This is a genomic window from Actinoplanes sp. NPDC026623 (genome assembly GCF_040638275.1).
Taxonomy (GTDB): domain Bacteria; phylum Actinomycetota; class Actinomycetes; order Mycobacteriales; family Micromonosporaceae; genus Actinoplanes.
Genome location: NZ_JBEZXZ010000042.1, coordinates 24,326 through 50,767, shown reverse-complemented (window position 1 = coordinate 50,767; position 26,442 = coordinate 24,326). Strand labels below are relative to the sequence as shown.

Below are 26,442 nucleotides of genomic sequence, written 5' to 3'. Positions count from 1 at the left end.
GGCGCCGCCTCTTCTCCCGTTCCGGTGCGGCCCGGCGGGCGGCGGCACCGCCGCCGGAGCCGGCACCCTCCGCCGAGCCCGGCCCCGCGCAGCCCCCGCCCCCGGACGACGACGCGCCCCCGCCGGGATTCCACATCTACCGCCCGTCGTCGGCGGCCACCGGAAACGGCACCCGGCACGACGAGACCAACCCGTCGTGACGGCCGGAGCCGCGGCGCCCGCGCGCCTGCTGATCATCACCGCCGTCGCCGCCGAGGCGGATGCCGTGCGGGCCGGTGCCGACCCGGCCGCCGTCGAGGTGGCGGCCGTCGGTGTGGGCCCGGCCGCGGCTGCCGCCGGCACGGCGCGGCTGCTGGCGCTGGCGGAGGCCGCCGGCCGGCCGTACCGGGGGGTCGTCAGCGCCGGCATCGCGGGCGGCTTCCCGGGCCGCGCGCGGGTCGGCGCGACCGTCCTCGGCGCCCGCACGATCGCCGCCGACCTGGGCGCCGAATCCCCGGACGGCTTCATCGCCGTGGCGGAACTGGGCTTCGGCACCAGCGTCCTGGACGCCGACCCGGTGCTGCTCAAGGCCCTGTCGCAGGCCCTGCCCGACGCGATCGTCGGTGACATCCTCACGCTCGCCACGGTCACCGGCACGGCCGGCACCGCCGCGGTCCTGCGGGAACGTCACCCCGCCGCCGTCGCCGAGGCGATGGAGGGCTACGGCGTGGCCAGCGCCGCGCAGACCGCCGCGGTCCCGTTCGCCGAGCTGCGCACGATCTCCAACCCGATCGGGCCGCGGGACCGGGCCGCCTGGCGGCTCCGCGAGGCCTTCGCCGCCCTCACCGTGGCCGCGGCTGCCTGTGGATAAACCTGTGGACGACGGTTTTGTGGCTGGCGACGTGTGGCATTGCAGACACGATTCGTTGCGGGTGCCGGGCCCCCCGCGTCGTTACGGTGAGGGACGTGGCGCTTTCTCTGGCGGTTTCGCCCTGCCCCAATGACACGTTCGTCTTCCACGCCCTGGTGCACGGCCTCGTGCCCGGCGCCGAGCCGGTGCGGCTGACGTTCGCCGACGTCGACGTGACGAACACCGCGGCCGTCGGCGGCGGGTTCGACCTGGTCAAGGTCAGCTATGCCGCGCTGCCCTGGCTGCTCGACGACTATCACCTGCTGCCCTGCGGCGGCGCGCTGGGCCGAGGCTGCGGCCCGCTGGTGCTGGCCCGCGGCGACGGCCGGGTTGCCGGCGGCGACCTGACCGGCGCGACCGTGGCCGTGCCCGGCGACCGCACGACGGCCTACCTGCTGTTCCGCCTCTGGTCGCAGAAGAATCCGCCGGCGCGCATCGAGGTCGTGCCGTTCCACCAGATCATGCCGGGGGTGGCCGACGGGCGTTACGACGCCGGCCTGGTCATTCACGAGGCCCGCTTCACCTACCCGCGCTACGGCCTGACCGCGCTCGTCGATCTCGGCGAGTGGTGGGAGGGCGACACCGGCCTGCCGATCCCGCTGGGCGCGATCCTGGCCCGCCGGGACGCGGTCGACCCGGCCGAGGCGGCGGAGTGGATCCGCAAATCGGTGAGCATGGCGTGGGCCAACCCGTCCGCGAGCCGCGAGTTCGTGCTGGCCAACGCCCAGGAGATGGAGCCCGCCGTGGTCGAGCAGCACATCGGGCTCTACGTCAACGAGTTCACCCTCGAGCTGGGCGAGGAAGGTTACGCCGCCGCCGACGCCCTGCTCGGACGCGCGGCGGCGGCGGGTATCACGCCGGCGGTCAAACCGCTGGCCGGCTAGACCTCGAGCTCGCTGGCCACCGCGTGGACCAGCTGCGCGATCTTCTGCGCCGTGCGCTTGTCGGGATAGCGACCGCGGCGGAGGTCCGGCTGGATCTTCGCCTCGATCACCTTGATCATGTCTTCCACCATGCCGTGCAGCTCATCGGCTGGGCGCCGGCGCAGCTCTACCATGGACGGCGGCGCGTCGAGGACCTTCACGCCCATCGCCTGCGCCCCCTTGCGGCTGTCCACCACGCCGAACTCCAGCCGCTGACCGGCCTTCAGGTCGGCGGTCCCGGTGGGCAGGGCGCCCTTGGGCAGGAACACGTCCCCGCCCTCGTCACTGGTGACGAACCCGAAACCCTTCGCCGCGTCGTACCACTTCACTCGACCCGTGGGCACCGCTGACCTCAACTTCACTCAATGGACTCAACTGCTCACGGCAAGGTTATCCAGCGGCCGAGCCACACCCAACCGCAATCTTTCGCAACAGCGCCGGAAATGCCGTCAAGTCGGACATCAGGTGCGAGGCCCCGGCGGCGCGCAACTCATCCTCGTCGCATGGACCGGTGGCCACGCCGATGCCCGGGATGCCGGCCGTGCGCGCGGCGACCATGTCGGCGACGTGATCACCCACATACCACCGGACGCCGTGCTCGGTCAGCGCCGCGGCCTTGCCCTCCGCGAAAAGGTCACCCACCAGCTCGTCGACGGCCATGCCCAGGTGCTCCAGGTGCAGGGCGGCCAGCCGGCCCAGCTTCGAGGTGACCACCACCACCCGCAGGCCCTGCTCCCGGACGGCCGCCAGCGCCTCGATCGCGCCGGCCGTCGCGACGGTCGGTGCGATCGCGTGGTCCGGGTACAGCGCCCGGTAGGTGGTGACCGCCGCCTCGACCCGGTCGGGCGGGAACCATTCGCCCAGCTCGGTGCGCAGGGGCGGGCCCAACCGGGTGATCGCCAGGTCGGCGTCGACCCACACGCCGGTCTTCGCCGTCAGCGCCCGGTAGGCGTCGCGGATCCCGGGGCGGGAATCGATCAGGGTCATGTCCAGGTCGAAACCGACCGCCGGGGTCACAGCGAGACGGTGGGGATGTAATTCAATCGCTCCACCGGCAGCGGAAAGGTCTGGTCGTCGCCGAACGGCGACGGGGCGGCCGCGCGGTCGGACACGAGCTCGGAGACGGCCAGGTGCGCCTCCTTCGCCGAGGCCGAGCCCTCGCGAGCCGCCGAGCTCCGGGCCTTGTCGTCTGCACGCGCCACTGGTGACTCCTTCTTCAAGATCTTTATAAGGATCCGGCCACGCCCCGGACCCCTCACCATGGTCCCATGGCGGCTAGCGTTGAGAACGATGGCCACCGCATACGCCGACCAGCTCCGGTCGCTCACCGATGACGCCCTCGGGGCGCTGATTCAACTGCGCCCGGATCTCGTCGTACCCGTGCCGTCCGACGTTTCCGCGCTGGCCGTCCGCGCCCAGTCCCGGGGCTCGGTCGCCCGCTGTCTCGACGCGCTGGACGAGTTCACGCTCGCCGTGCTCGATGCCGCCCGGCTGAGCCGCTCGGCCGAGACGGCGCTGACCTCGATCGCCGCGGTTCTCGAGCTGACCGCCGGCGCCGCCGACCCGGAGGCCGTCCGGGCCGCATTCGGCCGCCTGCGCGCCCGGTTCCTGCTGCACGGCCCGGAGGACGCGGCCCAGGTCGTCGGCGCCGTCGACGAGGTGAGCTCGCCGTACCCCGCGGGCCTCGGCCGCCCCGCCGACTACCTCGACCCGCAGACGGCCGCCCTGTGCGCGGACCGGGCGAAGCTGCGCCGGAGGCTGCTGGCCGCGCCGCCGGGCGCCCGGGCCGTGCTCGACCGGCTCGCCGCCGGCCCGCCGGTCGGCGCGCTGAGCTCGGGCGGGACGATCGCCGAGCCGGTGCAGTGGCTGATCGACAACCACATCCTGGTGCCGGTCTCCGAGGCCGGCCGGGCGCCGCGCTTCGACGGCGAGCTGGTTGAACTGCCGCGCGAGATCGGGATGCTGCTGCGCCGCGACTCGGGCCCGCTGGGCCCGCTGCGGCCGGCGCCGCCGGTCCCCGACGGCGCGGCGCGCGACCCGAAGTCCGTGGACTCGGCCGGGACGGGTCAGGCGATGGAGGCCGTCCGGCACGTCGAGACCCTGCTGGAGGCGCTGTCGGCCGAGCCGGCCGCGGTGCTCAAGACCGGCGGCCTGGGCGTACGCGACCTCAAGCGCCTGGCCCGCGCCGCCAACCTGGACGAGCCGACCGCCGCCCTGCTGATCGAGGTGGCCTACGCGGCCGGGCTGCTCGGCGAGTCCGACCTGGCGGGCGCCGGCCGGGGCGGCGCCGCCGGCCGGGCCAACGGCGCGGTCGACGAGATCTTCCTGCCCGCCGTCGCCTACGACATGTGGCGAGCCCTGAGCATCGCCCGGCGCTGGGAGGCGCTGGCCTGCGCGTGGCTCGCGATGACCCGGCAGACCGGCCTGATCGGGCAGCGCGACGACCGCGACCGGCCGATCAACACGCTCGCGCCGGACGCCGAGCGCGCCGGGTCACCGCAGGCCCGGCGCGAGGTGCTGGCCGTGCTCGCCGACCTCGCGCCCGGCACCGCGCCGAAGACCGACGACGTCCTCGAGATGCTCTCCTGGCAGGCGCCGCGCCGGGCCCGGGGCCGGGAGGCGGTGCACCGCGACGCCCTGGTCGGCGCCGCCGCCCTGGGCATCACCGGGCTGGGCGCGATCACCTCCTACGGCCGGTTGCTGCAGGCGGAGGCCCGGCCCGACGACCGGGACCCGCTGGGCGCCGGCTCCCGCGGCGAGCGGATCCCCGGCGTCTCCGAGGCGGTACGCACCCTCGACGCGCTGCTGCCCGCCCCGGTCGACCACGTGCTGGTCCAGGCGGACCTGTCCGTGGTCGTGCCCGGCCCGCCCGAGCCGGAGCTGGCCGCGGAGCTCGACGTCGTCGCCGAGCCGGAGTCGGCGGGCGGGGCCAGCGTCCACCGGGTGACCACCGCCAGCGTGCGGCGGGCCCTGGACGTCGGTTACAGCGCCGGCGACCTGCACGCGCTCTTCCAGCGCCGGTCCCGCACCCCGGTGCCGCAGGCGCTGACCTACCTGATCGACGACTCGGCACGCAGGCACGGCGGGCTGCGCGCCGGATCGGCCGGTTCCTACCTGCGCAGCGACGACGAGGCACTGATCGCCGAGGTGCTGGCGGACCGGCGGCTGGGCGCCCTGGCGCTGCGCCGGCTCGCCCCGACGGTGCTGTGCAGCCCGCTGCAGCTGGCCCGGCTGCTCGGCGCGCTGCGCGACGCCGGCTTCGCCCCGGTGGCCGAGGACGCCGCCGGGTCGGCCGTGCTCGCCCGACCCAAGGTCCGGCGGGCGCCGACCCGCAGCTCCGCCACCATCCGGCTGGGCGATCAGGCCGGGCCCCCGATGCTGGCCGGGCCGCGCCTGGCCGGGGTGGTCGAGCAGATCCGGCGTGGGGACATCGCGACCCGCGCGGCCCGCCGCACCCCGGTCACGGTCCGCGCCGCGAACGGTCAGAGCGTTCCGGGGCTGACGTCCGTGCAGGCGCACACCCAGGCGATGGCGGTGCTCCAGCAGGCCGTACGCGACAAGGTCCGGGTCTGGGTCGGCTACGTGGACACGCACGGCGCGACGCTGTCCCGGCTGGTCCGGCCGGTGTCACTGAGCGCGGGCTATCTGCGCGCCGAGGACGAACGGACGGAAACGTTGCACACCTTCGCCCTGCACCGGATCACGGCCGCGGTCGTCGAGGAGTGAGCCCGGTCACGGTCGGGACCGCGCGCCCCCGTTTCTCCACCGCGCGCGATCCGTACCCGTCCGTGTGGTGCCGATGAAACAACGCCGAGCCTGAGCGAAGCGTCGCACACGGGATCAACCTTCTTCAGTACGTCGAGGGCCGTGTCACACTGGAGGGTCTTCTCTCGCTCGTCGAAGGGCACCTGGTGACCGGCGGACCTCTGATCGTGCAATCCGACAAGACCCTGCTGCTGGAGGTCGACCATCCGGACGCGAAGGCCTGCCGGATGGCGATCGCGCCGTTCGCGGAGTTGGAGCGCTCCCCCGAGCACGTGCACACCTATCGCCTGACCCCGCTGGGCCTCTGGAACGCGCGCGCCGCGGGGCACGACGCCGAGAGCGTCGTGGACTCCCTGATCAAGTTCTCGCGCTACCCGGTGCCGCACGCGCTGCTGGTCGACGTCGCCGAGACCATGGACCGCTACGGCCGGCTGCAGCTCGTCAACGACCCGTCGCACGGGCTGGTCCTGCGCGGTCTCGACAGGATCGTGCTGATCGAGGTCGCCAAGAGCAAAAAGCTGGCCGGCATGCTCGGCTCCCGCATCGACGACGAAATGATCTCGGTGCACGCCTCGGAGCGCGGCCGGCTCAAGCAGGCGCTGCTCAAGCTCGGCTGGCCGGCCGAGGACCTGGCCGGCTACGTGGACGGCGAGGCGCACGCCATCTCCCTGGCCGAGGACGGCTGGAACCTGCGGTCCTACCAGCAGGAGGCCGTCGACTGCTTCTGGGCCGGCGGCTCCGGGGTGGTCGTGCTGCCCTGCGGCGCGGGTAAGACGCTGGTCGGCGCGGCGGCGATGGCGGTCGCCTCGGCCACCACCCTCATCCTGGTGACGAACACGGTCGCCGGCCGGCAGTGGAAGCGCGAGCTGGTCGCCCGCACCTCGCTGACCGAGGACGAGATCGGCGAGTACTCGGGCGAGCGCAAGGAGATCCGCCCGGTCACCATCGCGACGTACCAGGTGCTCACCTCGCGGCGCGGCGGCGCCTTCACCCACCTCGACCTATTCGGCGCCCGCGACTGGGGCCTGGTCATCTACGACGAGGTGCACCTGCTCCCGGCGCCGATCTTCCGCTTCACCGCGGACCTGCAGGCCCGCCGCCGGCTCGGCCTGACCGCGACCCTGGTACGCGAGGACGGCCGCGAGGGCGACGTGTTCTCGCTGATCGGGCCGAAGCGCTACGACGCGCCCTGGAAGGACATCGAGGCGCAGGGCTGGATCGCCCCGGCCGAGTGCACCGAGGTCCGGGTGACCCTCACCGACGCCGAGCGCATGACGTACGCCGTGACCGAGGCCGAGGAGCGCTACCGGGTGGCGGCGACCGCCCGCACCAAGCTGCCCGTGATCCGGGCCCTGGTGGAGAAGCACCCGGGCGACCAGGTGCTGGTGATCGGCGCCTACATCGACCAGCTGCACCAGCTGGGCGAATACCTCGACGCCCCGATCGTGCAGGGCTCGACGACGAACAAGGAGCGCGAGCGGCTCTTCGACGCGTTCCGCGCCGGCGAGCTGCGCACGCTGGTGATCTCAAAGGTCGGCAACTTCAGCATCGACCTGCCCGAGGCCGCCGTGGCGATCCAGGTGTCGGGCACGTTCGGCTCGCGCCAGGAGGAGGCGCAGCGGCTGGGCCGGGTGCTGCGGCCGAAGGCCGACGGCCGCCAGGCGCACTTCTACACGGTCGTCTCGCGCGACACCATCGACACCGAGTACGCGGCACACCGCCAGCGCTTCCTGGCTGAGCAGGGTTACGCCTACACGATCGTCGACGCGGACGACGTACTCGGCCCGCCCCTGCCGCAGATCGACTGAGCGCCGGTCACCCGGGCAGTCCGCTGGGCGCCGGAGGCTCCGGCGGCGTCGGCGGCGCCGGTGCCGTGGCCACCTGCTCGGGAGGCACCGCCGACACGGGTTCGCCCTGCCGGCTGAGCAGGAACATGCCGGCCAGGCAGCCGAAGGCGATGAAGACCGCGGCGGCGATCGCCATCCCGATCGCGATCCGCGCCCCGGCACCGGCCCGCGGCTTCGCCGGCGCGTGACCGATGAACGGCGGCGGGGAGAGCGGCGGCCCGATCAGGGGCGGCGGCCCGGCATAGGGCGACCCGGTGAACGGCGGCGGGCCCGCCGCCCGGAACGGGGGTTCGTCCGGCGGCGGCGGGACGGGCGGCAGGCGCCGGCCCGCGGCGGCGCCGGCGGGCTGGAGCAGGCCGGCCTCCTCGTAGGCGGCGGCCGCGACGACCTCCGGGCTGCCCAGGCGCTCGAGGATCTCCAGCACCTCGCCCTCCGAGACGGCGCCACGCTCGATGCGTTCGTTGACGATGTGCGCATCGAGGTCGGCGAGCAGCTCGCGGCGCTGCAGCACGGGCAGGCCACTGAGCCGCAGCTCCAACTCGTGCAGGTACTCGGCGACGGCGTCGTCAGACTTGTTGATGCTCATGCTCTGCCTACCTTTCGCATGCGCTTCCGGCCCTCGCTCCGCTCGGTGCAGTCGCTCATGCTCTGCCTACCTTTCGCATGCGCTTCCGGCCCTCGCTCCACTCGGTGCAGTCGCTCATGCCGGTCCGGTCCCTACGAGACGGTCGACGGTCTGTCGAAAGGAAACCCACTCCGTGCGGAAGTGCTCAAGCGCGGACCGGCCGGCGTCGGTGAGCGCGTAGTAGCGGCGCGGCGGCCCGGAGGGCGACTCGCTCCACTTGCTGTCAAGCCAACCAACCCGGCGCAACCGGGAGAGCAGCGGATAGATCGTGCCCTCGGAGGCGGTGAGGTTCCGCTCCTCGCCGAAGCGCCGGACGATCTCCGTGCCGTAGCGATCCTCGTGCTCGACCATGGCCAGCACGCAGAACTCGAGCGTCCCGCGCCGCAGGCTGGTCGATAGCTGCGCGACATCTGCCATGCGCCACACAGTACCTGGCGACGCAAGGTAGCTCAACGGCGGAAGCCTCAGGGCACCCGCGGGCCCCGCGTGAGCAGGCCTTCCAGCAGGTCACCATGCTCGGCGACGCGATCGAGCACCTCGGCCGCGCCGAGCTGACGGGCCGGCACCGCCCCGGTCGCGAAGGCCTCCACCTCGCCCCAGGTGAGCGGCGCCGACGCGGACGGCGACGGCAGCGCCCGCAGCGAGTAGGGCGCCACGGTCGTCTTCGCCGCGGCGTTCTGACTCCAGTCGATGAAGATCTTGCCCGGCCGGATCGCCCGCGCCATCTTGGCGGTGATCGAGCCGGGCACCATGGCCGCCAACTCCTCGGCAACCGTCTTTGCATAACCGGAGACGACCTCGGCATCCTGCTCGCCGGAGATCGGACAGCACAGCTGCATCCCCTTCTTACCGGAGGTCTTCGGGTACGCGGTGATGCCGTCCTCGGCCAGCCGATCGCGCATGAGCATCGCGACCCCGCAGCACTCCAGCAGCCCGGCGGGCGCGCCCGGGTCCAGGTCGACCACCATGAGATCGGGGTCCGCCCCGATTCGCCACTGTGGGGTGTGCAGTTCGAGCGACGCCAGATTCGCCACCCAGACGAGCGTGGCCAGTTCGTCGACGACCACGAAGTCGATGGTCTCGCGGGCCTTGGTGGAGCCCGGCACCGGCAACGTCTCCAGCCGCACCCAGGAGGGCGTCCCGCCCGGCGCGTTCTTCTCGAAGAAGTGCGCGCCGTCGACGCCGTTGGGGTAGCGGATCCGGGTCAGCGCCCGGTCCCTCAGGTGCGGCAGCAGCACCGGCGCCACCCGGGTGTAGTAGTCGATGACCTCGCCCTTGGTGAAACCGGCCGCCGGATACATCAGCTTGTCGAGATTGGACAGCTCGAGGTCGCGCCCCTCGATCTGTACGGGCAACCGCTGACCCGCCTTGGCGCCCTGCCTCGCGCCGCGGGCCGGCTCATTCGCCATCGTCGTCCTCCTCCACGCACTCGCCGGGGGATTTATCCGGGCGCAGCCGCAGGAAACGCGGGAATCTCAACCGGCGGTCCGGGGTCCGGTTTCCGTAACGGACCTCGACCACCAGGTCGGGGCTGACCCACTGTGCGCCGCGGGCGTCCTCGCGGGGCACCGCACCCGGCGCGAACGGCGACTCCCCGGTCGCCAGCGGCGCCAGCGCCGCCAGCAGGTCCCGCTCCGCGGCCGCGCCGATCCCGCCGCCGACCCGGCCCCGGAACCGCAGCAGCCCGTCCGGCCCGGGCACGCCCACCAGCAGTCCGCCGAGCTTGCGCACGCCGGGGCGCCACCCGCCGATCACGTAGTCGCCGGTGCGGTCGAACTTGACCTTCACCCAGTCCGCCGACCGGGCCCCCGGCACGTACGGCGTGTCCAGGCGCTTCGCGACGACGCCCTCGAGCAGGTTCTCCCGGGCGGCGGCCTCGGTCGCGGGCCCGTCGGTGAACGCCGGCGGCACCATCCAGCGGCCCGTACCCAGATCGAGTTCCTCGAGGCGGGCGCGCCGCTCGGCGTACGGGAGTGCGAGCAGCGACTCCCCGGCGTACCGAAGGAGATCGAAGATCATGTAGGTGACCGGGAGGGTCCCCGCCAGCTTGGCCGCCCGGGCCGGATCCCGGACGTGCATGCGCTCGGCGAGCGCGGTGAACGACGGCCGCCCGGCCGCGTCCAGCACGATCATCTCGCCGTCGAGCAGCGAATCGGGGGGCAGGCTGAGCGTCGCGACCTCGGGATAGGCGGGCGTTACCGCGGCGCCGGAGCGCGCCCAGAGCCGCGGCGGGCCGCCGGAAAAGGACGAAAGGACACGTACACCGTCCCATTTGAACTCGTAACTCCAGCCCGGGCCGCGTGGAAGCGGGCCCGCGGTGGCGAGCATCGGCGAGAGCGGTGCACCCGGCACCCGATCACCATAGGCAGGATCGAACACCTTACGCGGGCCTCTTACTAATGCAATCCTTGATCGGGGGACTGCTCACGGGTGGGTAGGAGACGAAATGCGAGCGATCTGGAAGGGTGCGGTCTCGTTCGGCCTCGTGTCGATCGCCGTCAAGCTCTTCTCGGCCACCGAGGAGAAGGACATCCGGTTCCACCAGGTGCACCGCAGCGACGGCGGCCGGATCAAGTACAAGCGGACCTGCTCGATCGACGGCGAGGAGGTCACCTACGACGACATCGCCAAGGGCTACGACCTCGGCGGCGGCGAGATGGTCATCCTGACCGACGAGGACTTCGCCGAGCTGCCGCTGACCACCTCGCGGGCGATCGACGTGCTGCAGTTCGTGCCGGCCGAGCAGATCGACCCGCTGCTCTTCGCCAAGGCGTATTACCTCGAGCCCGAGGGCCCGGCGGCCAAGCCGTACGTGCTGCTGCGGGACGCGCTGGCCGAGTCCGACCGGGTGGCCATCGTCAAGGTCGCCCTGCGCCAGCGGGAGCAACTGGCGACGCTGCGGGTGCACGACGACGTCCTGGTGCTCAACACCATGCTCTGGCCGGACGAGGTCCGCACCCCGGACTTCGGCTTCCTCGACGAGGACATCGAGACCCGCCCGGCCGAGCTGGCCATGGCCAGCTCGCTGATCGACTCGATGGCCGGCAGCTTCAAGGCCGACGAGTTCACCGACAACTACCGGGCCGCGCTCCAGGAGGTCATCGACGCGAAGGTCGAGGGCCGCGAGATCGTGGCGCCCGAGGAGGCCGAGGAGGCGCCCGCCGCCGCGGTCGACCTCATGGCCGCGCTCAAGGCGAGCGTCGAACGCGCCAAGAAGGCCCGGGGCGAGGGCCCCGAGGAACGCGCCAAGGCCGTCGAGGCCACCGCGATAACCACGGCGAAATCCACGTCCTCGCGTGCACCGGCGAAGGCCACGGCGGCCAGGAAGGCCACCCCGGCCAAGAAGACGGCCGCCAAGAAGGCGGCGCCGGCCAAGGCCGTGAAGGCCGCCGCCGAGAAACCCCCGGCCAAGAGGGCGGCCAGGAAGTCCGCGTGACCGCGCTCTGCCCTAGTGTTGTCGCGTGGCATTGACGTGGGCTGAGTCTTATCTGGGTCGGGTTCGCACGAGCGTCGGCGACACCGAGACGATTCTCTTCGTGGGGGCCCGCGGCGTGCTCCTCGACGACCAGAACCGCCTCCTGCTGATCCAGCGCTCGGACAATCACCGCTGGGCGATCCCGGCGGGCGCGATGGAGCTCGGCGAGAGCATGCAGGACTGCGCGATCCGCGAGGTCTGGGAGGAGACCGGGCTGCGCGCGACGTCGCTGACCCCGTTCGCCTTCCACACCACTCGCACCTTCACGAACGAGTGGGGCCACACCTACCAGCAGATCCTGATGTCCTTCCGGATCCACGCCTGGGAGGGCGAGCTGCTGAAGGTGACGGACGAGACGGTGGACGCCGGCTTCTTCCCGCTGGACGCGCTGCCCGGTCCCAAGTCGAGGATCGTCGAGGAGACCCTGGCCGACCTGGCGTCATTCGAGGCGACCGGCCGGATGGTCCTGAAGTAGCGGCGGCACCTATCCCGTTCACCGGGCCCGGTAGCCTCGGCCCTGCGCGCCGGTGACCGCGGGCGTGCGCCGGTTGACCACCTTGCCGCCGTACCAGGCGCCGAGGATCGCGCCGGCCAGGGCGAGCAGTTCGACCAGGAGCAGGCCACCGCCGGCAACCCGGTCGGGGGTTCGCATCCGCAGCATGAGGATGACCGCGAAGAGGATCAGCACACCCATGTTGGCCAGGCCCTGCATCACCCCGATGCGCTTCGCCGGGGTGCCGTTGGGCACGAATATGAGGTCGACGGCGGCGGCCATCGCGGCGAGCACCCCGCCGAACAGGCCGGCCACGATGTTCCAATAGGCAAGCGCGCCGAGGATTTCCGGGCCGCCGAGAAGATCACCCATATCGAAGAGCACGGCCATGGCGAACAGGCCGAGCGGAAACATCACCAGCACCGGCTGGACGGCCTGGTTCGCGATTCTGAGTCGACTGTCCATGCCGGGCCGTGGCCTCCCCTGCCGGTACCTCTACTCGGGTCAACGATCGGGGCTACCCGGTCGCCGTGCCGACGAAACACAATGTGATGACAGTTACGCTCATCGATTCACTAACGTGTACAGAGACCTACAAGATCCGACCGGCCCCGTCATTCATTCCGTATTCTCGTCTCGGAACCGTTCCCACGACGGACAAAACGGCGCCGGCCACGGTCACCCGTACTGCTGATTTTTCCGGTTGGCGCAGGCCCGACCGCCCGGCACCGGATCCCGTTCGCGCAGGTCATCCATGGTGTACCGGCTTGAACTCGCTACTTTGCCTGCTCGCAATCTGCGATATGGCAACTTGGTGTGTAGCGGACAGCCTGGTAGCCGTGTTCTACTTGAGACAGGCAAGAGGCGGAGTCGCAGGACATGCAACGGCACCCGGCGGCAACCGGGTGCCGTTGTCGCCTCCAGGAACGCGCCTGAGTGGTACCGAAAGCTCCGGGAATTATCCAAAAGCTCCGTGAAGCACGAGCGAGGCGGGGAATTCTCTCTGGGCCAATGGTGGCTTGCCTTTCCCCTACTCGCAAGGAGTACTGGAGGGGAGTTCGCCATGCGCACCTACTACCGTGGGCCCGATGCCGTGGTGACCGGCGACATCTTCGTGGGCAACGGCACGCCGAGGACCGCGTTCGCAATCCGCGACCTGAGGAACGTCTGCATCACGCGCACGGAGGCGGACGACTTTCGCCCGAACGCCGCCCGGATGGCAGGCGGCCTGATGATCATCGCCACGGCGTCCTGGCCGCTGTGGCAGGCCTCCCCGGCACTGGCCCTGGCGCTGGTCGCCCTGGGCGTGCCGGCGACGGTGGTGGGCGCCGCGTTCTGGCGGCTGCGCCCGCAGCGATGGGAACTGCGGGCGACGTACCGCGGCACCGTGGTGAAGCTGTACACCTCGACGGACGAGCGGGTGTTCAACCAGGTGAGCCGGGCCCTGCGCCGCGCGATCGAGAATGTCCACCCGCCATCGGTCTGGGACTTCGCCGCCGCATAGGCGGCGTGTTCAGAAACGTTCCGAGTTCGTCAGGTCAGACGTCGTCGCCGGCACCGGACGCAGGTTGCCGGCGACCGCGGCCGCCACCGCCAGCAGCACCGCCACCGCGGTCAGCGCCTTCAGCACGGTCACGTGGTCGCCCAGGAAGCCGACCAGCGGCGGGCCGCCGAGGAAGGCGCAGTACCCGATCGACGCGACCACGCTGACCCGCGCGGGCGCCATGGCCGGCTCATCGGCGGCGGCGCTCATGCCGACGGGGAAGCCGAGCGACGCGCCGAGACCCCAGAGCAGCGCTCCCGCGAAGGCCGTCGAGGTGTCCGGCCCGAAGACGAAGAGCATCAGCCCGGCGAGGCTGATCACCGCGAGCCCCCGGACGACGACCACCCGGCCGTACCGGTCGAGCAGCGCCGGACCGAACCAGCGCCCCACCGTCATCGCGGCGAGGAACACCGCGAACGCCAGGGTGCCGATCGTGGCCGGCGCGCCGTACCCGTCGATCACGGAGATGCTGATCCAGTCGATGCCGGCGCCCTCCGCGAAGGCGAAGGCGAGCACGAACGCGCCGATCAGCAGCGTCCGCGGCTCCCGCCAGGTCGCGAGCGTGCGCCGCAGCCCGCCACCGCCCTGGTCGCCCCCGGCCTGCGGGTCCGCCTCATCCGGCGCGAAGTTCCGGACCGCCAGAATGACGACCACACCGACCATGACCGCCGAGACGACGAGATGGGCCGTGACCGGCAGGTGCAACGCCACCGCGGCGGCGCCGGCCAGGGCGCCCGCCACCGTGCCGACGCTGTAGCCGGCGTGGAACCGCGGCATGATCGCCTTGCCGAGTCGCCGCTCGACCACCGCACCCTGCACGTTCATCGCGACATCCCAGGCGCCGTTCGCGAAGCCGAAGAAGAACAGCCCCACGACCACCGGCGCCACACCGTACGGATATCCGATGCCGACCGCGCTCAGGGCGACCAGCAGGAGGCCGGCCATCGCGGTGACCGTGCGCCGCGACCCGAACCGGGCGACGATCTGCCCGGCGAGCACCAGCGACACGATCGACCCGGCGGCGATCGCCAGCAGCACCAGGCCGAGCCTCGACGGGTTCAGCCCCAGCTCGTCGCGGACCTGCGGAATGCGGGTGGCCCACGACGCCATCGTGAAGCCGGCGCCGATGAACGCGAGGTAGACCGCCCGCGTCGCGGCGCGGACCTCGGCGGTCGGCTCGGCGATGGCGGTGGCACTCATGCTGTGGCTCCAAGCTGGCGGGCGACGATCCCCCGGGTCTCGGCGCGGGTCGGGCCGGCGGTGGTGGACAGGGTCTTGTGCATGACGAGACCCTCGATGAGGGCGTCGACGCCGCGCGCGGTGGTGGCATCCATGAAACGCTCGAGAACCGCGCGGCTGGTGCGCATCCAGGACTCGGTGACGCCGCGCAGCGCCGGATTCCGCAGGGCGGCGAGATAGAGCTCGTAGGCCACGGCCCAGTCGCGCGGGTCGGCGTCGGCATCGCCGTGTATCAGGTCGGTGACCGCGTCGATCAACTGCTCGCGGTTGCCGACCTCGGTGAACGCGGCCTCGTAGGACCGCGACATGCGTTCCGCATGCCGCCGGAACGCCTGCGCGAACACATCCTCCAGGCCGTCGAAGTGATAGGTCAGCGACCCCAGCGGTACGTCCGCGGCGGCCGCGATCCTGCGATGCGTGGTGCCGGCGACGCCGTGCTCGGCGATGACGTCGATCGCCGCGTCGACGATCCGGGCCTTGCGATCGGGGTCGTATCGCCGCGGCGACCTGGCCGGCGCGGTCCCCGACCCGGCAGCGCCGGTCACGGCCCGACCTGCCAGATCACCCGGGCCGGTGCGATTCCCGACCGGGCGGCGGTCGCGGCCCGACCTGCCGGACCATCCCAGGCCGGCGCGGATTCCGACCGGACAGCGCCGGTCACGACTCCACCTGACGGACCATCCCAGGCCAGCGCGGATTCCGACCGGATAACGGCGGTCACGGCTCCACCTGCCGGATCACCCTGGCCGGGTTGCCAACCGCTACGACGTTGGCCGGCAGGTCGCGGGTGACGACCGCGCCGGCGCCCACGACCGTGTTCTCGCCGATGGTGACGCCCGGCAGGACGATGACGCCACCGCCCAACCACACGTTGTCGCCGATGGTGATCGGCAGCGCCGCCTCCCACTTCTCCCGGCGCGGCCCCGCCGCCACAGGATGCGTCGGCGTCAGAAGCTGCACGTTCGGCCCGATGTTGACGTCGTCGCCGATGGTCACCGTGGCAACGTCGAGGCAGACCAGCCCGAAGTTGGCGAACGTGCGCGCGCCGATGAACGTCTGGTAGCCGTAGTCGCAGTGAAACGGCGGCCGGATGTTGCTGTCCGCGCCGAACGCGCCGAGCAGCTCGGTCAGCAGCGCATGCCGGGCGGCGTCGTCGCACGGGTCCAGCGAGTTGAGCCGATGGCTCAGCGTCCGCGCCCGATCGGCGTCGCGCGCCAGCTCCGGGTCGTCGGCGATGTACAGCTCGCCGGCGAGCATCCGCTCGCGCATCGTCGTTTCACCCATGTGTACAACGGTACACATGATGTGTACCGTTGTACACAGCCGGCTGTATAGACTCTCGCCGTGGTAACCGAGTGGGACGTCGCCGTGGTCGGTGCCGGTCCGGGAGGCCTGTCGGCAGCCCACGCGGCGGCGGCCGCGGGAGCGCGCACGATCGTGCTCGAACGCGCGGAACATCCGCGCTACAAGACCTGCGGCGGAGGCCTCCTCGGCTCCTCCCTCGCGATCGCGAATCCCCTGATCACCGTGCCGGCCCGGGACATCGTCTCGGCCGTGACCTTCACCGACCGGGGCCGCCGCAGCTTCACCCGGCACTCGGGGCGGCACCCCGTGCTGACGATGGTGCGGCGCGACGACTTCGACTTCGCCTGGTACAAGGCGGCCGTCACCGCCGGGGCGCAGGTGCGGCAGAACGCCCAGGTCCGCACGATCGCCCAGGACGCAGACGCGGCCACCGTGACCCTCGCCAGCGGCGAGACAATCACCGCACGCACCGTCATCGGCGCCGACGGTTCGGCCGCGATCAGCTCCCGGCACGTCGGCGTCACCTTCGAGCAGCAGGATCTCGGCCTCGAGGTCGAACTCGCCGCGACCGAGGCCGACCGGGCCGCCTACCGCGGCCGGGCGCTGCTCGACTGGGGCCCCGCGCCCGGGTCGTACGGCTGGGTCTTCCCCAAGGACGACGAACTCACCGTCGGCGTGATCATGGAGAAGGGCCGGGGCGCCGAGACGAGGCGGTACCTGTCGGACCTCGTCGCCCAACTCGGCCTCGCGGACCGCCGCGTGATCCGCGAGTCCGGACATCTGACGCGCTGCCGCGGCGAGGACGCGCCGCTGCGCAGGGGCCGGGTGCTCGTGGTCGGCGACGCCGCAGGTCTGCTGGAGCCGTGGACCCGGGAGGGCATCAGCTACGCCCTGCGCTCGGGAACCTGGGCCGGCCAGGTCGCGGCCGGCGCCCGCTCATCATCCGACCTGGCCGAATACGATCAGCGCGTCATCCGGGAACTGGTGCCGGAGATGCTGGCCGGCCGGCGGCTGCTCCAGGTTTTCGGCAGGCGCCGGGCGCTCATACACGCCGCGATGGCGACGCCGATGGGCTGGCGCGCCTTCGAGTCGTTCTGCCGCGGCGACCTGTCGATGGCCGAGGTCCTGCGCCGCCCCTCGATCCGCACCGCGATCGGCCTGCTCGGCGGCCGCACCAGATAACCAACCCCACGGCGCGCGCCCACCACTCCCGGCGGCACACCTCCGCAGCCAGCACGCCCAACGCCCCTGGCGGCACACCCGCATTCACCACCCTCGACGGCCACACCTCCGCAGCCAGCGCATTCACTGCCCGGGCGGCCAGACCTACATAGCCGGCCCATCCACCACCTCCGGCGGCCACACCTCCGCGACCGGCACATTCACTGCCCGGGCGGCCAGACCTACATAGTTGGCCCGTTCACCACCTCGGGCCGCACACTTCCGCGACCAGCACATTCACGGTTACCGGCGGCCGCACCTCCGCCGCCGGCGCATCCACCGCTTCCCCGGGACTGCACTGCCCGCTGGCGTGTTGCCACTCCAGGGCGCGGCTGCTGGTCTCGGCCGGCCCGCCCGGCGGCGGCGATCGCGGGCGAGGCGGCGATCCGTTGCCGGCGCGGTCAGGATGCGCGGCGGGGCCAGGGCGCCCACCGGACCGCCGCGGCGAAGCCCTCCCGGCGGGCGGCGCGAGCCTCGGCCGAGTCGATCGGGGCACGCCGGCTGGTCCGCAGGCCCGGCCCGATGAGCCTCGTCTCGAGCCAGGAGCAGGTCAGACCCCGGCGCACGCGCTCCCAGAGGCCGCCCTCGATGTGGGCGGCCGCCAGACGGTGCAGGTCGATCACGAGCTCGCCTGGATCCTCGCCGCAGTCGTCGCAGCCACATTCCGGCAGCGGTTCGTAGTACCACCGCCCGAGCCGCACCACGACCCCCGGAAATTCGGTGAAGGCGATCGACAGCGGCCCGGCGGCGGGACTACGAGGTATCAGCCGCACCGTACGCACGATCTCGGCACCGGGCTCGGGGCCGACCGGCTCCTTACCCTCCCGCCGGTCGACCACGTAGCGCTCGGTCAACTCGTCCAGCAGGGTCTCGGATGCCTCGTGCAGTACGTGGAAGCGCCCAGGGTCCGTGACCCTGGTGGTGTATCGGTCCGGCCGCGGCTTCGCGTCGCCCACCAGCGAAGTATGCCGCGCTCGGCCCGCGGCACCCCCAGCTTCGGCGAAGATCGGTGACCGAAACGGCTCACTCGAACCGAAACTCTCCCGCCTCGACTCCCGCCTCGAAAGCAAGCCATTCGTCCTCGGTAAAACGCAACGAATGCCCGCCGGGGTTCTTGCTGTCGCGGATCAAATAGTGATCCCCGACCTTGGCGACCTCGACACAGGTGGTGTTTCCACAACGGCTGCTTCTGCGCCAGCCCGCGTCGTCCGTCCGCTTTGTCATACTGACTCCTCCGTGACGGTTCCCGAACCAACGGTAAGGGATACGCCCGGTCTGTCACAGGAGGAAACGTGAGTGAAACTCGGTTGGCACGCACCAATGTGGCGATTAATGATAATAAATACGTCAGTGCCCGGCCGTGCAGGAGCGCGCGGTCGGGATACAGGAGGAACCACGATGCCGACCTGCATGCGGGACCAAGATCAACTGTCCCGCATGCAGGTCGGCAACATCAGTTCCCGCCGAACTCGCCCGCCTGGACGCCAAGCACGAACGCGGCCCACTCCTCCGTGGAGAACACAAAAGGGGGCACGTCGGGATTCTTGGAGTCCCGGACCATGATCTGTCCGGAAACCGTCGCAACTTCGACGCAGGCGTTGGTGCCGCAGTAGCTGCTGCGACGCCAGGGAGACGAATTCCGCTCGAATGTATCCACTGTCGTTTTGTGCCTTCCAATTGGATGAACTACATCGGATTGTCTAACCCCTCCCCCTGGGAATCGGTTACTAGATCCTTTATCCGGTAAGATCGCGAATTCGTTTATTCACGAACTGCACGGTTTCAACCTCACTACGTGCCGCTTCCCAGAGCTTTTGATAGCGCCGGTAGTGACGCTCCGTGATCGCGTGGTCCTCAACGATCTCATCGGAGACTCCCGACTCGCGGTACATCACTGCGTTGGACAGGTCGTTGTCGGCGCCAATGAAGAGGATGTCGAAGCCGGCGTTGTACGAGAGTGCGGCATCGGCAGAGAAGGGGAACATCCTGATCGAAACGAGTTTCTGCTCCTCCAGGCGGAGGATTTCCTTCAGTTGATCCGCGAAGACCTTCGGCCCGCCGACGGCCCTCATGAACACCGATTCGTCCAGCAATGCAGTAACTCGCACGGAGCCGACGCGGGCCAGGACCCCGTCGTGCCGACGCTGACGGCCATCCAGACGAACCTTGCGCTGCTCCTCCGACATCTCATCACGCCACATGTTCATCAGCGCTTCGGAATACGAAGGAATCTGCAGCGGTCCCGGAATGTGGAATACAGAATAACTGTGGATCGAGGAGGCCTCGGCCTCATACTCGATCAGCCGGCGAGTGCCGTCGGTGAGATGCTCGCGAAACTCCGGCGTCTGATACCACACATGGCGCTGGGTCTGCCGGGTCCGGGCAATCTTCGCGGTCGCCAACATATCGGCGACAACTGCGCGATCCTTGACGCCAAGATAATTCAGCAGGGGCCGGAGGTCGTTCGGCGCGATGGTGACATCGCCGTTCTCGATGCGGATGACTTTGCTGAGGCTCCACTCCATCTGATCGGCGACCTCAGCCTGAGTCAGCCTCGCCGCCTCCCGGGCGTCACGCAGCACCATCCGCACGCGTCTGCGCGCGACGGTGGGCGAGTCACCCTCAGCCATGAGTCCTTCATCGTCGAAGCCGGTAGAGATGGGTGTCGACCCGCTACCTCGCTGGCAGCCACAAGGCACTCAGCGAGATCGCGCGTTAGCCTACCCACTGTCCTATCAGAACGAGAATCGCCGCGTGGAAGTTCACCGAAAAGAAACGTGTGATCTGGCCGAGACTTCCGGTGATCTTCGGAGGGTGGCGAGGCCGTACAGCGGCTGGGCCGGCCGGGCGTCCTCAATGCTCCGCCTGAGCCGGAGAATGACCTGGTGGAGGGCCCTGGCAACGGTGGAGGAGACCCGCGACGACGTGAGCCCGGGTCTCGGCGGTCTTCCCCGGATGGACCCGAGATTCAGCGGCTCAACTGTGGAGATGATCTGGGTCGCGGCCACGCGCCGGATGAGGCTGCTCGTCGGCGACGGCCGAGTCACCTTGCGATAGTGGGTGCGCATCTGAGGACTCCTCCCGAGCTCCTCTGTGAGGATGGAAGGGCCGCGGCCGGCGACTTCGAAGGAACTCCCGCCCCGCACTCCGGTCCGGCTCCACGAGAGGCAAAGACGGCAGTAACGGCACCCGGTTGCCGCCGGGTGCCGTCTGGCTCTTCCCCTCGAACTCCGACCACGCTACTCGTTCGAAGTACAGCATGGCCACTAGTCTGATCGCTACCGCTCAACATGCTATGTCGCAGATTGCGAACAAGCCGGGGAGCGCCCGGCGGGGATCGACGGCTCGGACGCCACCGGCCCGAGGCCAGGTTGAAAACGGCTCACAATGGGGCCAGCCGATTCGGCGGCACCGGCGACCGTGCGTCCCCAATGGCGCGGGAAAGCGCGCGCGTGACCTGGTTGAAGACCCGCTCGTCGGCGGAGGCGTAGATCGTCACCCGCGATCCGTGGTAGGTGGCCTGGACCTGCCACAGCGAAACCTTCCGCCGCCGCCCGACGGCCAAGGTGGTCACCGCGGTGGCAAGGACGATCAGGATCACCGAATAGGCGGCGAAGGGTGCCGCCAGGAGCCAGGGCACCGTGGACGCCAATATCGCGCCGACGCCGAGCAGGGTGCGCGAGCTGAGCCCCGCAGCGACGCTGCGGACCCGGCCGACCTCGCGAAGGTCACGGATGCTGAAGTGGGCGCGCTCCGGCCCGTGCCAGGTGAAATGCTCGTCGGTGAGAAGCGCGTCCGGACCTCGGTAGTAGATGCGCACGGCGATCTCCCTTTCCGGAGCTCCCTGCGAGGGGGAAAGAGGTCGCGTCGGCCCTGAGAGAATTCCTCGCCTCGCCCGTCAGAACGCAAAGTCCGGAGACAGTACGGCACCCGGTTGCCGCCGGGTGCCGTTTCTTCCTCCACACTCGCCCGTTCTGCCTGAAGACAGTGCAGCACGTCCAGCAGGCTTGTCGCTAGGGTCCAAGGTGCCACCTTGCAGATTGCGAACAAGCACCTTCCCCGGCGTCGATGCCGGACACCAACCCTCATCTGGATCAAGACCGCGGAGACGTAGCCCATCTCCGGCGCGGAGCGCCCGCGGACAACGAAAGCCGGCGTCCCGCCCCGGATAGCGGGTGCCGGCTTCAAGGCCGTCCAACTGCCTCGCCGGCCACTGCCGCGGGCCTCTTAAAAAGAAGAAGCCCAGGCCGATGACCTGGGCTTTTACCTCTGAGCCGCCTGACGGAATCGAACCGTCGACCTACGCATTACGAGTGCGTCGCTCTAGCCGACTGAGCTAAGGCGGCAACGGTCACTGAGTGTACGGCATCGGCGGACGTGCCCCGGAACGGGTCCGGTCGCGGCGCGCCACAACCGGACACCCGGCGTCATACCCCCGGACTAGTCTGCCTGTCGTGAGCGACCAACACCGCCGCCGGCGTCGGCGGTCCGCGGAGGCCGAGCCCTCCGTGGCGCAGCGCCCGGTGAGCATGGATCCGCAGCAACTCGGTTTCACGCCGCAGCGACCGGTGGGGTGGCTGGCCCCCTTGCTGCTGCTCAACACCGGTCTCCGCGCACTGATGGCAAGCCTCTTCGGCGCATATCTGGATAAACGCGAGCTGCAGAACGCCCTCTCCGGCGACTCCTTCACGCAAACCGGCATCGACGGTGAGCTGTGGCTCGACTACGTCGCCGACCTCGGCGACGGCTTCCACGCGACCTATTCCATCGCCTACCTGCTGGCGCAGCCGCGGCTCGAGATCGACGGCCGCGTCCTGCCGCGCGGTCAGATCCTGCTCATGGGCGGTGATCAGGTCTACCCGCTCGCACACGGCGACGGCTACGAAAACCGCACCAAGGGCCCCTACCGCGCGGCCATGCCCGAGCCGCCGGCCGACGGACCGCGACCCACGCTCTACGCGCTCCCGGGCAACCACGACTGGTATGACGGGCTGACCGCGTTCCTGCGCCTCTTCGCGCGCCGCAAGGACGGGCACATCGGCGGGTGGCGCACCCAGCAGAACCGCTCCTACTTCGCGGTGGAACTGCCCGCCAACTGGTGGATCTTCGCGATCGACGAGCAGTTCGGGGCATACATCGACGATCCCCAGCTGATCTACTTCGAGCACGCCGCCCGCAACCTGGGTCCCGACGACCGGATCATCCTGATGACACCGTCGCCGACCTGGGTCAAGGCAGCGAAGAAGCCCGAGGTCTACGACGCGGTCGACTACTTCATCCGCACGATCCTCGCGCCGACCGGCGCCCACGTGCGGGTGCTCGTCTCCGGCGACCTGCACCACTACGCGCGCTACACCGGCGAGGACCGCGAGCTGATCACGTGCGGGGGCGGCGGGGCGTACCTTGCGGCGACCCACAACCTGCCCGAGACCCTCACCGTGCCGCCCCGGGAGACGCTGACCCGCAGCGCGAGCCGAAGCCGGGACTATTCGCTGGTCTCCCGCTTCCCTAGCGCCGCGGACTCCAGGCGGATGAGCTGGGGCGTGTTCGGCCGGGTGCCGATGCGCAACCCGGGCTTCGCGGCGATGCTCGGCATCATCCAGACGCTGACGATGCTGGCGATGTCGGGCGCGGCCGGCCAGGGCGGGACGCTGCTGCGGTTGTTCAGCATCCCGCTGGTGATCATGAGTCTCCTGATCGTCGGCGGCACGGTGCTCTTCGCCCAGCCGCCGAGCGCCAACGACGCGGCACACTCCCGGCATTGGATCCTCGGGCTCCTGCACGGGTTCGCGCAGCTCGCGCTCGCGGCCGGCGGCGCGTGGGTCTGGCTGCGCCTGCCGTTCCACGACTGGGCGTGGCCCGGGCCACCGGTGGTCGCGGCGGTGCTCTACGGACCGCTGATCGCCTACCTGTCCACCGGGCTGCTGTCGCTCTACCTGCTGGTCGTGAGCCGCTTCGACGTGAACGTCAACGAGTTGTTCGCGGGCCAGGGCATCGAGGACGCCAAGTGCTTCCTCCGGATGCACATCGCCGCGGACGGCACGCTGACCGTGCACGCGATCGGCGTCGACAAGATCTGCCGCAAATGGGTCGCGGACCCGGACGGCGCGCCGCACAGCTCCTGGCTGCGGCCACAAGAGCCCCTGAACCCCCACCTGATCGAGCCGCCCGTCGTCATCGACGGCCCGACGACCCGCGCCAGCCCCGGCGAACCCGATCCGGCCGCCACCCCGCTGACGCAGGGCCACCAGCAGACCCGACCGGACCAACCGCGGGTGCGGGCCGCAGGGTCCGAGTAAGCGGCGGCAACCTTCGAGGGTCGCGAATCAACCGGACCAATCGTGGGTGGGCCGGCGGATGGTGGTCGGAGATGGGGTGGGGTCAGGTGTAGTGCTCGTCGTGGGCCTGGCGGGGGGCGCAGACCGATGCCCGGCTGCATGAGCAGCGGGAGCCGTCGGCGTCCATCCGGACCACCACCGCGTCCTTCGGGACGCTGTGGGCCACCACCCGGCCCTCGCCGTCCGGGGTCGAGACGCGGCTGCCCACCGCGGGCGCCGTGGCCTGGAACTTCTGGTAGAGCGGATGTTCGTATTTGAGGCAGCACATCAGGCGGCCGCACGCGCCCGAGATGCGTAGCGGATTCAGGGGCAGGTCCTGGTCCTTCGCCATGCGGATCGTCACCGGTTCGAAGTCGGTGAGGAAGGTCGCGCAGCACAGGTCGCGGCCGCAGGAACCGATGCCGCCCTGCACGCGGGCCGAGTCGCGGGCCGAAAGCTGGCGCAGCTCCACCCGGCAGCGCAGGGTCGCCCCCAGGTCTCGGACCAGGGAGCGGAAGTCGACCCGGTGCGGCGCCGTGAAGTAGATCGTCGTGCGGGCGCCGCCCGATCCACCCTGCTCGAGGACGTGGTCCACCGCCACGACCTTCATCGGGAGTTCGTGCGCCTTGATCAGCTTTTTGGCCGCGACCTTGGCCTCGGCCTTGCGTTTGCGCAGCGTCTCGTCGCGGCGCAGGTCGTGGTCCTCCGCGAGGCCGGCGACCTTGGGAAACCCGTCGGTCTCCTCGCTGACCCATTGCGCCGCCCAGACGCACTCCGCAACCTCGGGACCGTCGTCGGTCGGGACCAGCACCCGGTCACCGACCTGGGGCGAGAACTCGCCCGGGTCGAGGTAGTAGAGGCGGCCGTACCGATTGAAGCTGACCGCGCACAGCATGCCCATGAGCACACCCTACGGCGACGGACCCGCGGTGCGAAGTGGCGCAGAACTACATAGATCCGCGCAACCCACAGAATCGACTCTCGTTGGGCCTTCCCGTAGACGTCGCTCTTGCGGCAATCCTTGGGGGAGGACCTTTTCATGATGCCCGCCGTGCCAGCACGGGTTGAACGTGTGACACCGGCCGAGCCCGTCCGGGCCGATTCGCGAACGACTAGAAAACGGACAGGTGCCGCCGCGGTCGGGCTGGTGGGGGCGCTGCTTGCGCCGCTGCCCGCCGCCGCCGCGCCGGCCCCCTGCGAGCAGGCCGAGCGATATGCCGCTCAGTCCGGCGCCGAGCTGATGCGGGTCGAGCGGCTCGACCTCGGCCCCGCCGGCCGGACCGACAAGCCGATCACCGGGATCGGGCTCGGCGACGCCAAGTCGGCCCTGGTGGCGCAGTCGTCGGTCAATTCGGCCGCGCTCGCCCGGGTGCTCAACGGCGGGCCGGGGAACCGCAAGGATCTTACCGAGATGGTGCAGCAGACGGCCCCGCCGAGCCATCGGGAGGCCAAGCAACGCACCGTCGAGGCCACCGACGTCGGCCCGTTCAGCCTCGGCCGGGGCGAGCTGACCGCGCACGCCAGGTGGGAGGCCGGCATGGCCTGTGGGGCCGCCGCCGGCGAGGCGACCCGGGCGAGGTCGGCGCTGAGCCGCGTCGGGGTGCTCCAGGACGGGGACGACGCGCTTGTGCGCGTACCCGGGGGCATTTCGAGCCTGAGCACGACGCGGATCGAGCGGCGCGGGCCGGCCGCGCGGACGGTGGCCTCGGCCTCCATCACCGGTGGCGGCGCCGAGGTGTTCGGCGGCGCCGTGCGGATCAAGGTGATCAAGGCGCCCTCGCTGCTAGCCGCGATGTCGACCGGGGACGGCGGCGAGGTCCGCTACCTGCCGGCGGTGCTGGAGGTGTCCGGGGACGGCATCCGGACCACCCGGCTGGACACGGCCGGCGACAGCGTCGACGTGGTGCTGGACGACGGCGACGACAGCGACGACGACGGGAGGGCCGGCAGCCCCGGCGGCAAGGACCGGCGCGGCGCGGGCGACGATCAGGGCGGCGCGTTCGGTGAGCGGAGCGGCGCCAACGCCGGCCTGCTCAACGGCACCAGCCTCGGGATTCCGGGCGTGGGTGACGCGGGCGAGGAGGCCGCGCACCGCGAGCCGGGTGATGCCGGCGGCCGGGGCGACCCGGCGGGCACTGCCGCGCCCAGGACCAAGCCGAAGAAGAAGGCCAAGGCCGCGAAGCCGGGGCTGCTCGGCGGGTTGCCGAAGCTCGGCAGCCTCACGTCCCTGGCGCCGGTTCCGTTGCCGGGCACGCCGAGCCTGCCCGGCCTGCCGGTGATCTCCGAGCCGCCCGCCGAGTCCTCGCCCGGCGGCGCGCCCGGCACCCGGGTCAAGGTCTCGCTCGGCGACGTTCGCCAGGCCTCGTCCGGCCATGCCATCGCCGCGAAGGCGACCGCCATCCGCATCCTGATCACCAAGGGCCCCGACCGGACGGCGTACGGGACCAGCAAGGGCGGTGTCATCCTGGACCTCGGGATGGGGCTGCTCGAGGCGGCAGCGGTCTCCCCCGAGCCGGTCGGCGGCGGCACGCCCGGCACGCCCGGCACGGTCAACGGCATCGGCGGCGGCGGTCTGCCGATCACCGGTCCGCGGGTCGACGTGATCGCGCTGACCGGGCTGGCGCTGCTGATCGCCGGCGCCGGCGCGCTGGTGTTCGGCATGCGGGGGCGTTCACGACGCTGAGCGTCTTCGATATGGCCGTCGAGCTGAAAGGTGCCGACCTACGGCTCGACCCGGCCACCCCGCAGGTACCGTCCTACTTCGACCGAGCGGCCGATTCCGGGCCCGCCCCGGCGACAA

At 71.0% G+C, this 26,442-nt stretch carries 27 protein-coding genes, 1 tRNA gene and 1 pseudogene; 11 read left to right on the top strand and 18 right to left on the bottom strand.

Annotated features, from left to right (window positions below):
• From AB0F10_RS15660 to AB0F10_RS15650, 3 genes and pseudogenes are all read left to right on the top strand, one after another.
• Window positions 1-200, top strand: a pseudogene (locus AB0F10_RS15660) (MFS transporter); the annotation flags it as partial.
• Window positions 197-850 (top strand): futalosine hydrolase, encoded by a 654-nt coding sequence (locus AB0F10_RS15655; protein WP_360624262.1) that lies wholly within the window; start codon window positions 197-199, stop codon window positions 848-850. The pseudogene AB0F10_RS15660 and the gene AB0F10_RS15655, both read left to right, overlap by 4 nt.
• 95 nt (window positions 851-945) lie before the next feature.
• Window positions 946-1,773: a 1,4-dihydroxy-6-naphthoate synthase gene (locus tag AB0F10_RS15650; RefSeq protein WP_360624259.1), complete on the top strand. Its 828-nt coding sequence runs from the start codon at window positions 946-948 to the stop codon at window positions 1,771-1,773.
• On the opposite strand, the gene AB0F10_RS15645 is transcribed toward AB0F10_RS15650, so the two are convergent.
• From AB0F10_RS15645 to AB0F10_RS15635, 3 genes are read right to left on the bottom strand one after another with little or no spacing between them, the layout of a single operon-like run.
• The gene (locus tag AB0F10_RS15645) at window positions 1,770-2,156 is read right to left on the bottom strand and encodes a cold shock domain-containing protein (RefSeq protein ID WP_360624256.1); all 387 of its coding nucleotides are present in this window, start codon (window positions 2,154-2,156) and stop codon (window positions 1,770-1,772) included. The two genes, AB0F10_RS15650 and AB0F10_RS15645, sit on opposite strands and share 4 nt — an antisense overlap.
• A 46-nt stretch (window positions 2,157-2,202) precedes the next feature.
• The gene (locus AB0F10_RS15640) at window positions 2,203-2,829 is read right to left on the bottom strand and encodes an HAD family hydrolase (protein WP_360624253.1); all 627 of its coding nucleotides are present in this window, start codon (window positions 2,827-2,829) and stop codon (window positions 2,203-2,205) included.
• Window positions 2,826-3,014, bottom strand: a complete 189-nt coding sequence (locus AB0F10_RS15635) for a hypothetical protein (RefSeq protein ID WP_360624278.1) — start codon at window positions 3,012-3,014, stop codon at window positions 2,826-2,828. The genes AB0F10_RS15640 and AB0F10_RS15635 overlap by 4 nt, the downstream gene beginning before the upstream one ends.
• Window positions 3,015-3,102: 88 nt before the next feature.
• Here AB0F10_RS15635 and AB0F10_RS15630 point away from each other — a divergent pair, with 88 nt between their 5' ends.
• Window positions 3,103-5,538: a helicase-associated domain-containing protein gene (locus tag AB0F10_RS15630; protein WP_360624250.1), complete on the top strand. Its 2,436-nt coding sequence runs from the start codon at window positions 3,103-3,105 to the stop codon at window positions 5,536-5,538.
• Window positions 5,539-5,723: 185 nt separating this feature from the next.
• Window positions 5,724-7,385, top strand: coding sequence for a DNA repair helicase XPB (locus AB0F10_RS15625; protein ID WP_360624247.1), 1,662 nt, complete (start codon window positions 5,724-5,726; stop codon window positions 7,383-7,385).
• Window positions 7,386-7,392: 7 nt separating this feature from the next.
• Here the strand turns inward: AB0F10_RS15625 and AB0F10_RS15620 are convergent, their stop codons facing one another.
• The 4 genes from AB0F10_RS15620 to ligD (AB0F10_RS15605) form a co-directional block, all read right to left on the bottom strand.
• Window positions 7,393-8,010, bottom strand: a complete 618-nt coding sequence (locus AB0F10_RS15620) for an HAAS signaling domain-containing protein (protein ID WP_360624244.1) — start codon at window positions 8,008-8,010, stop codon at window positions 7,393-7,395.
• 114 nt (window positions 8,011-8,124) lie between these two features.
• Window positions 8,125-8,466, bottom strand: a complete 342-nt coding sequence (locus AB0F10_RS15615; RefSeq protein WP_360624241.1) for a PadR family transcriptional regulator — start codon at window positions 8,464-8,466, stop codon at window positions 8,125-8,127.
• A 47-nt stretch (window positions 8,467-8,513) separates the two neighbouring features.
• Window positions 8,514-9,458: a non-homologous end-joining DNA ligase gene (ligD, locus tag AB0F10_RS15610; protein WP_360624238.1), complete on the bottom strand. Its 945-nt coding sequence runs from the start codon at window positions 9,456-9,458 to the stop codon at window positions 8,514-8,516.
• Window positions 9,448-10,401 carry a non-homologous end-joining DNA ligase gene (gene ligD / locus AB0F10_RS15605; RefSeq protein WP_360624235.1) on the bottom strand — a complete coding sequence of 318 codons (954 nt, stop codon included), beginning with the start codon at window positions 10,399-10,401 and terminating at the stop codon, window positions 9,448-9,450. The genes ligD (AB0F10_RS15610) and ligD (AB0F10_RS15605) overlap by 11 nt, the downstream gene beginning before the upstream one ends.
• A gap of 94 nt (window positions 10,402-10,495) precedes the next feature.
• Here ligD (AB0F10_RS15605) and AB0F10_RS15600 point away from each other — a divergent pair, with 94 nt between their 5' ends.
• Window positions 10,496-11,485: a Ku protein gene (locus tag AB0F10_RS15600; protein ID WP_360624232.1), complete on the top strand. Its 990-nt coding sequence runs from the start codon at window positions 10,496-10,498 to the stop codon at window positions 11,483-11,485.
• A 25-nt stretch (window positions 11,486-11,510) separates the two neighbouring features.
• Window positions 11,511-11,999, top strand: coding sequence for an NUDIX domain-containing protein (locus AB0F10_RS15595; RefSeq protein ID WP_360624229.1), 489 nt, complete (start codon window positions 11,511-11,513; stop codon window positions 11,997-11,999).
• Between the two features lie 18 nt (window positions 12,000-12,017).
• On the opposite strand, the gene AB0F10_RS15590 is transcribed toward AB0F10_RS15595, so the two are convergent.
• Window positions 12,018-12,482, bottom strand: coding sequence for a DUF2231 domain-containing protein (locus AB0F10_RS15590; protein WP_360624226.1), 465 nt, complete (start codon window positions 12,480-12,482; stop codon window positions 12,018-12,020).
• 598 nt (window positions 12,483-13,080) lie between these two features.
• Between AB0F10_RS15590 and AB0F10_RS15585 the strand changes: the two genes are divergently transcribed.
• A complete protein-coding gene (locus AB0F10_RS15585) occupies window positions 13,081-13,521 on the top strand; it encodes a DUF6232 family protein (protein WP_360624223.1) in 441 nt (146 codons plus the stop codon).
• Window positions 13,522-13,530: 9 nt separating this feature from the next.
• Here the strand turns inward: AB0F10_RS15585 and AB0F10_RS15580 are convergent, their stop codons facing one another.
• The 3 genes from AB0F10_RS15580 to AB0F10_RS15570 form a co-directional block, all read right to left on the bottom strand.
• On the bottom strand, window positions 13,531-14,760 hold the full coding sequence (locus tag AB0F10_RS15580) for an MFS transporter (RefSeq protein WP_360624220.1): 1,230 nt from the start codon (window positions 14,758-14,760) through the stop codon (window positions 13,531-13,533).
• On the bottom strand, window positions 14,757-15,344 hold the full coding sequence (locus AB0F10_RS15575; protein ID WP_360624217.1) for a TetR family transcriptional regulator: 588 nt from the start codon (window positions 15,342-15,344) through the stop codon (window positions 14,757-14,759). Before AB0F10_RS15575 ends, AB0F10_RS15580 begins: the two co-directional genes overlap by 4 nt.
• Before the next feature lie 172 nt (window positions 15,345-15,516).
• The gene (locus AB0F10_RS15570) at window positions 15,517-16,083 is read right to left on the bottom strand and encodes a sugar O-acetyltransferase (RefSeq protein WP_360624214.1); all 567 of its coding nucleotides are present in this window, start codon (window positions 16,081-16,083) and stop codon (window positions 15,517-15,519) included.
• A gap of 60 nt (window positions 16,084-16,143) precedes the next feature.
• Between AB0F10_RS15570 and AB0F10_RS15565 the strand changes: the two genes are divergently transcribed.
• Window positions 16,144-17,286: a geranylgeranyl reductase family protein gene (locus AB0F10_RS15565; protein WP_360624211.1), complete on the top strand. Its 1,143-nt coding sequence runs from the start codon at window positions 16,144-16,146 to the stop codon at window positions 17,284-17,286.
• 440 nt (window positions 17,287-17,726) lie between these two features.
• Here AB0F10_RS15565 and AB0F10_RS15560 read toward each other — a convergent pair whose 3' ends face one another.
• From AB0F10_RS15560 to AB0F10_RS15535, 6 genes are all read right to left on the bottom strand, one after another.
• The gene (locus AB0F10_RS15560) at window positions 17,727-18,281 is read right to left on the bottom strand and encodes a DUF6226 family protein (protein WP_360624209.1); all 555 of its coding nucleotides are present in this window, start codon (window positions 18,279-18,281) and stop codon (window positions 17,727-17,729) included.
• 67 nt (window positions 18,282-18,348) lie between these two features.
• Entirely contained in the window at window positions 18,349-18,549 is a 201-nt protein-coding gene (locus AB0F10_RS15555; protein ID WP_360624206.1) for a DUF397 domain-containing protein, read from the bottom strand.
• A gap of 229 nt (window positions 18,550-18,778) precedes the next feature.
• A complete protein-coding gene (locus tag AB0F10_RS15550) occupies window positions 18,779-18,982 on the bottom strand; it encodes a DUF397 domain-containing protein (RefSeq protein WP_360624203.1) in 204 nt (67 codons plus the stop codon).
• 79 nt (window positions 18,983-19,061) lie between these two features.
• Window positions 19,062-19,955: a helix-turn-helix transcriptional regulator gene (locus AB0F10_RS15545; protein WP_360624200.1), complete on the bottom strand. Its 894-nt coding sequence runs from the start codon at window positions 19,953-19,955 to the stop codon at window positions 19,062-19,064.
• A 752-nt stretch (window positions 19,956-20,707) separates the two neighbouring features.
• Window positions 20,708-21,145, bottom strand: coding sequence for a DUF6232 family protein (locus AB0F10_RS15540; protein WP_360624197.1), 438 nt, complete (start codon window positions 21,143-21,145; stop codon window positions 20,708-20,710).
• Window positions 21,146-21,597: 452 nt separating this feature from the next.
• Window positions 21,598-21,671: transfer RNA gene (locus AB0F10_RS15535), tRNA-Thr, on the bottom strand.
• A gap of 183 nt (window positions 21,672-21,854) precedes the next feature.
• Between AB0F10_RS15535 and AB0F10_RS15530 the strand changes: the two genes are divergently transcribed.
• Window positions 21,855-23,624: a metallophosphoesterase gene (locus AB0F10_RS15530; protein WP_360624275.1), complete on the top strand. Its 1,770-nt coding sequence runs from the start codon at window positions 21,855-21,857 to the stop codon at window positions 23,622-23,624.
• A gap of 82 nt (window positions 23,625-23,706) precedes the next feature.
• On the opposite strand, the gene ricT is transcribed toward AB0F10_RS15530, so the two are convergent.
• The gene (gene ricT, locus AB0F10_RS15525) at window positions 23,707-24,543 is read right to left on the bottom strand and encodes a regulatory iron-sulfur-containing complex subunit RicT (RefSeq protein ID WP_360624194.1); all 837 of its coding nucleotides are present in this window, start codon (window positions 24,541-24,543) and stop codon (window positions 23,707-23,709) included.
• 246 nt (window positions 24,544-24,789) lie between these two features.
• Here ricT and AB0F10_RS15520 point away from each other — a divergent pair, with 246 nt between their 5' ends.
• Complete coding sequence (locus tag AB0F10_RS15520) at window positions 24,790-26,325, top strand: hypothetical protein (protein WP_360624192.1); 1,536 nt, start codon at window positions 24,790-24,792, stop codon at window positions 26,323-26,325.
• Window positions 26,326-26,442 lie beyond the last annotated feature (117 nt).

Bases quoted from the DNA above. Each gene is read 5' to 3' on its own strand.
- AB0F10_RS15630 (WP_360624250.1), top strand. From the start codon at position 3,103: ATGGCCACCGCATACGCCGACCAGCTCCGGTCGCTCACCGATGACGCC.
- AB0F10_RS15620 (WP_360624244.1), bottom strand. From the start codon at position 8,010: ATGAGCATCAACAAGTCTGACGACGCCGTCGCCGAGTACCTGCACGAG.
- AB0F10_RS15615 (WP_360624241.1), bottom strand. From the start codon at position 8,466: ATGGCAGATGTCGCGCAGCTATCGACCAGCCTGCGGCGCGGGACGCTC.
- ligD (WP_360624238.1), bottom strand. From the start codon at position 9,458: ATGGCGAATGAGCCGGCCCGCGGCGCGAGGCAGGGCGCCAAGGCGGGT.
- AB0F10_RS15600 (WP_360624232.1), top strand. From the start codon at position 10,496: ATGCGAGCGATCTGGAAGGGTGCGGTCTCGTTCGGCCTCGTGTCGATC.
- AB0F10_RS15590 (WP_360624226.1), bottom strand. From the start codon at position 12,482: ATGGACAGTCGACTCAGAATCGCGAACCAGGCCGTCCAGCCGGTGCTG.
- AB0F10_RS15585 (WP_360624223.1), top strand. From the start codon at position 13,081: ATGCGCACCTACTACCGTGGGCCCGATGCCGTGGTGACCGGCGACATC.
- AB0F10_RS15580 (WP_360624220.1), bottom strand. From the start codon at position 14,760: ATGAGTGCCACCGCCATCGCCGAGCCGACCGCCGAGGTCCGCGCCGCG.
- AB0F10_RS15570 (WP_360624214.1), bottom strand. From the start codon at position 16,083: ATGGGTGAAACGACGATGCGCGAGCGGATGCTCGCCGGCGAGCTGTAC.
- AB0F10_RS15555 (WP_360624206.1), bottom strand. From the start codon at position 18,549: ATGACAAAGCGGACGGACGACGCGGGCTGGCGCAGAAGCAGCCGTTGT.
- AB0F10_RS15545 (WP_360624200.1), bottom strand. From the start codon at position 19,955: ATGGCTGAGGGTGACTCGCCCACCGTCGCGCGCAGACGCGTGCGGATG.
- AB0F10_RS15530 (WP_360624275.1), top strand. From the start codon at position 21,855: ATGGATCCGCAGCAACTCGGTTTCACGCCGCAGCGACCGGTGGGGTGG.
- ricT (WP_360624194.1), bottom strand. From the start codon at position 24,543: ATGGGCATGCTGTGCGCGGTCAGCTTCAATCGGTACGGCCGCCTCTAC.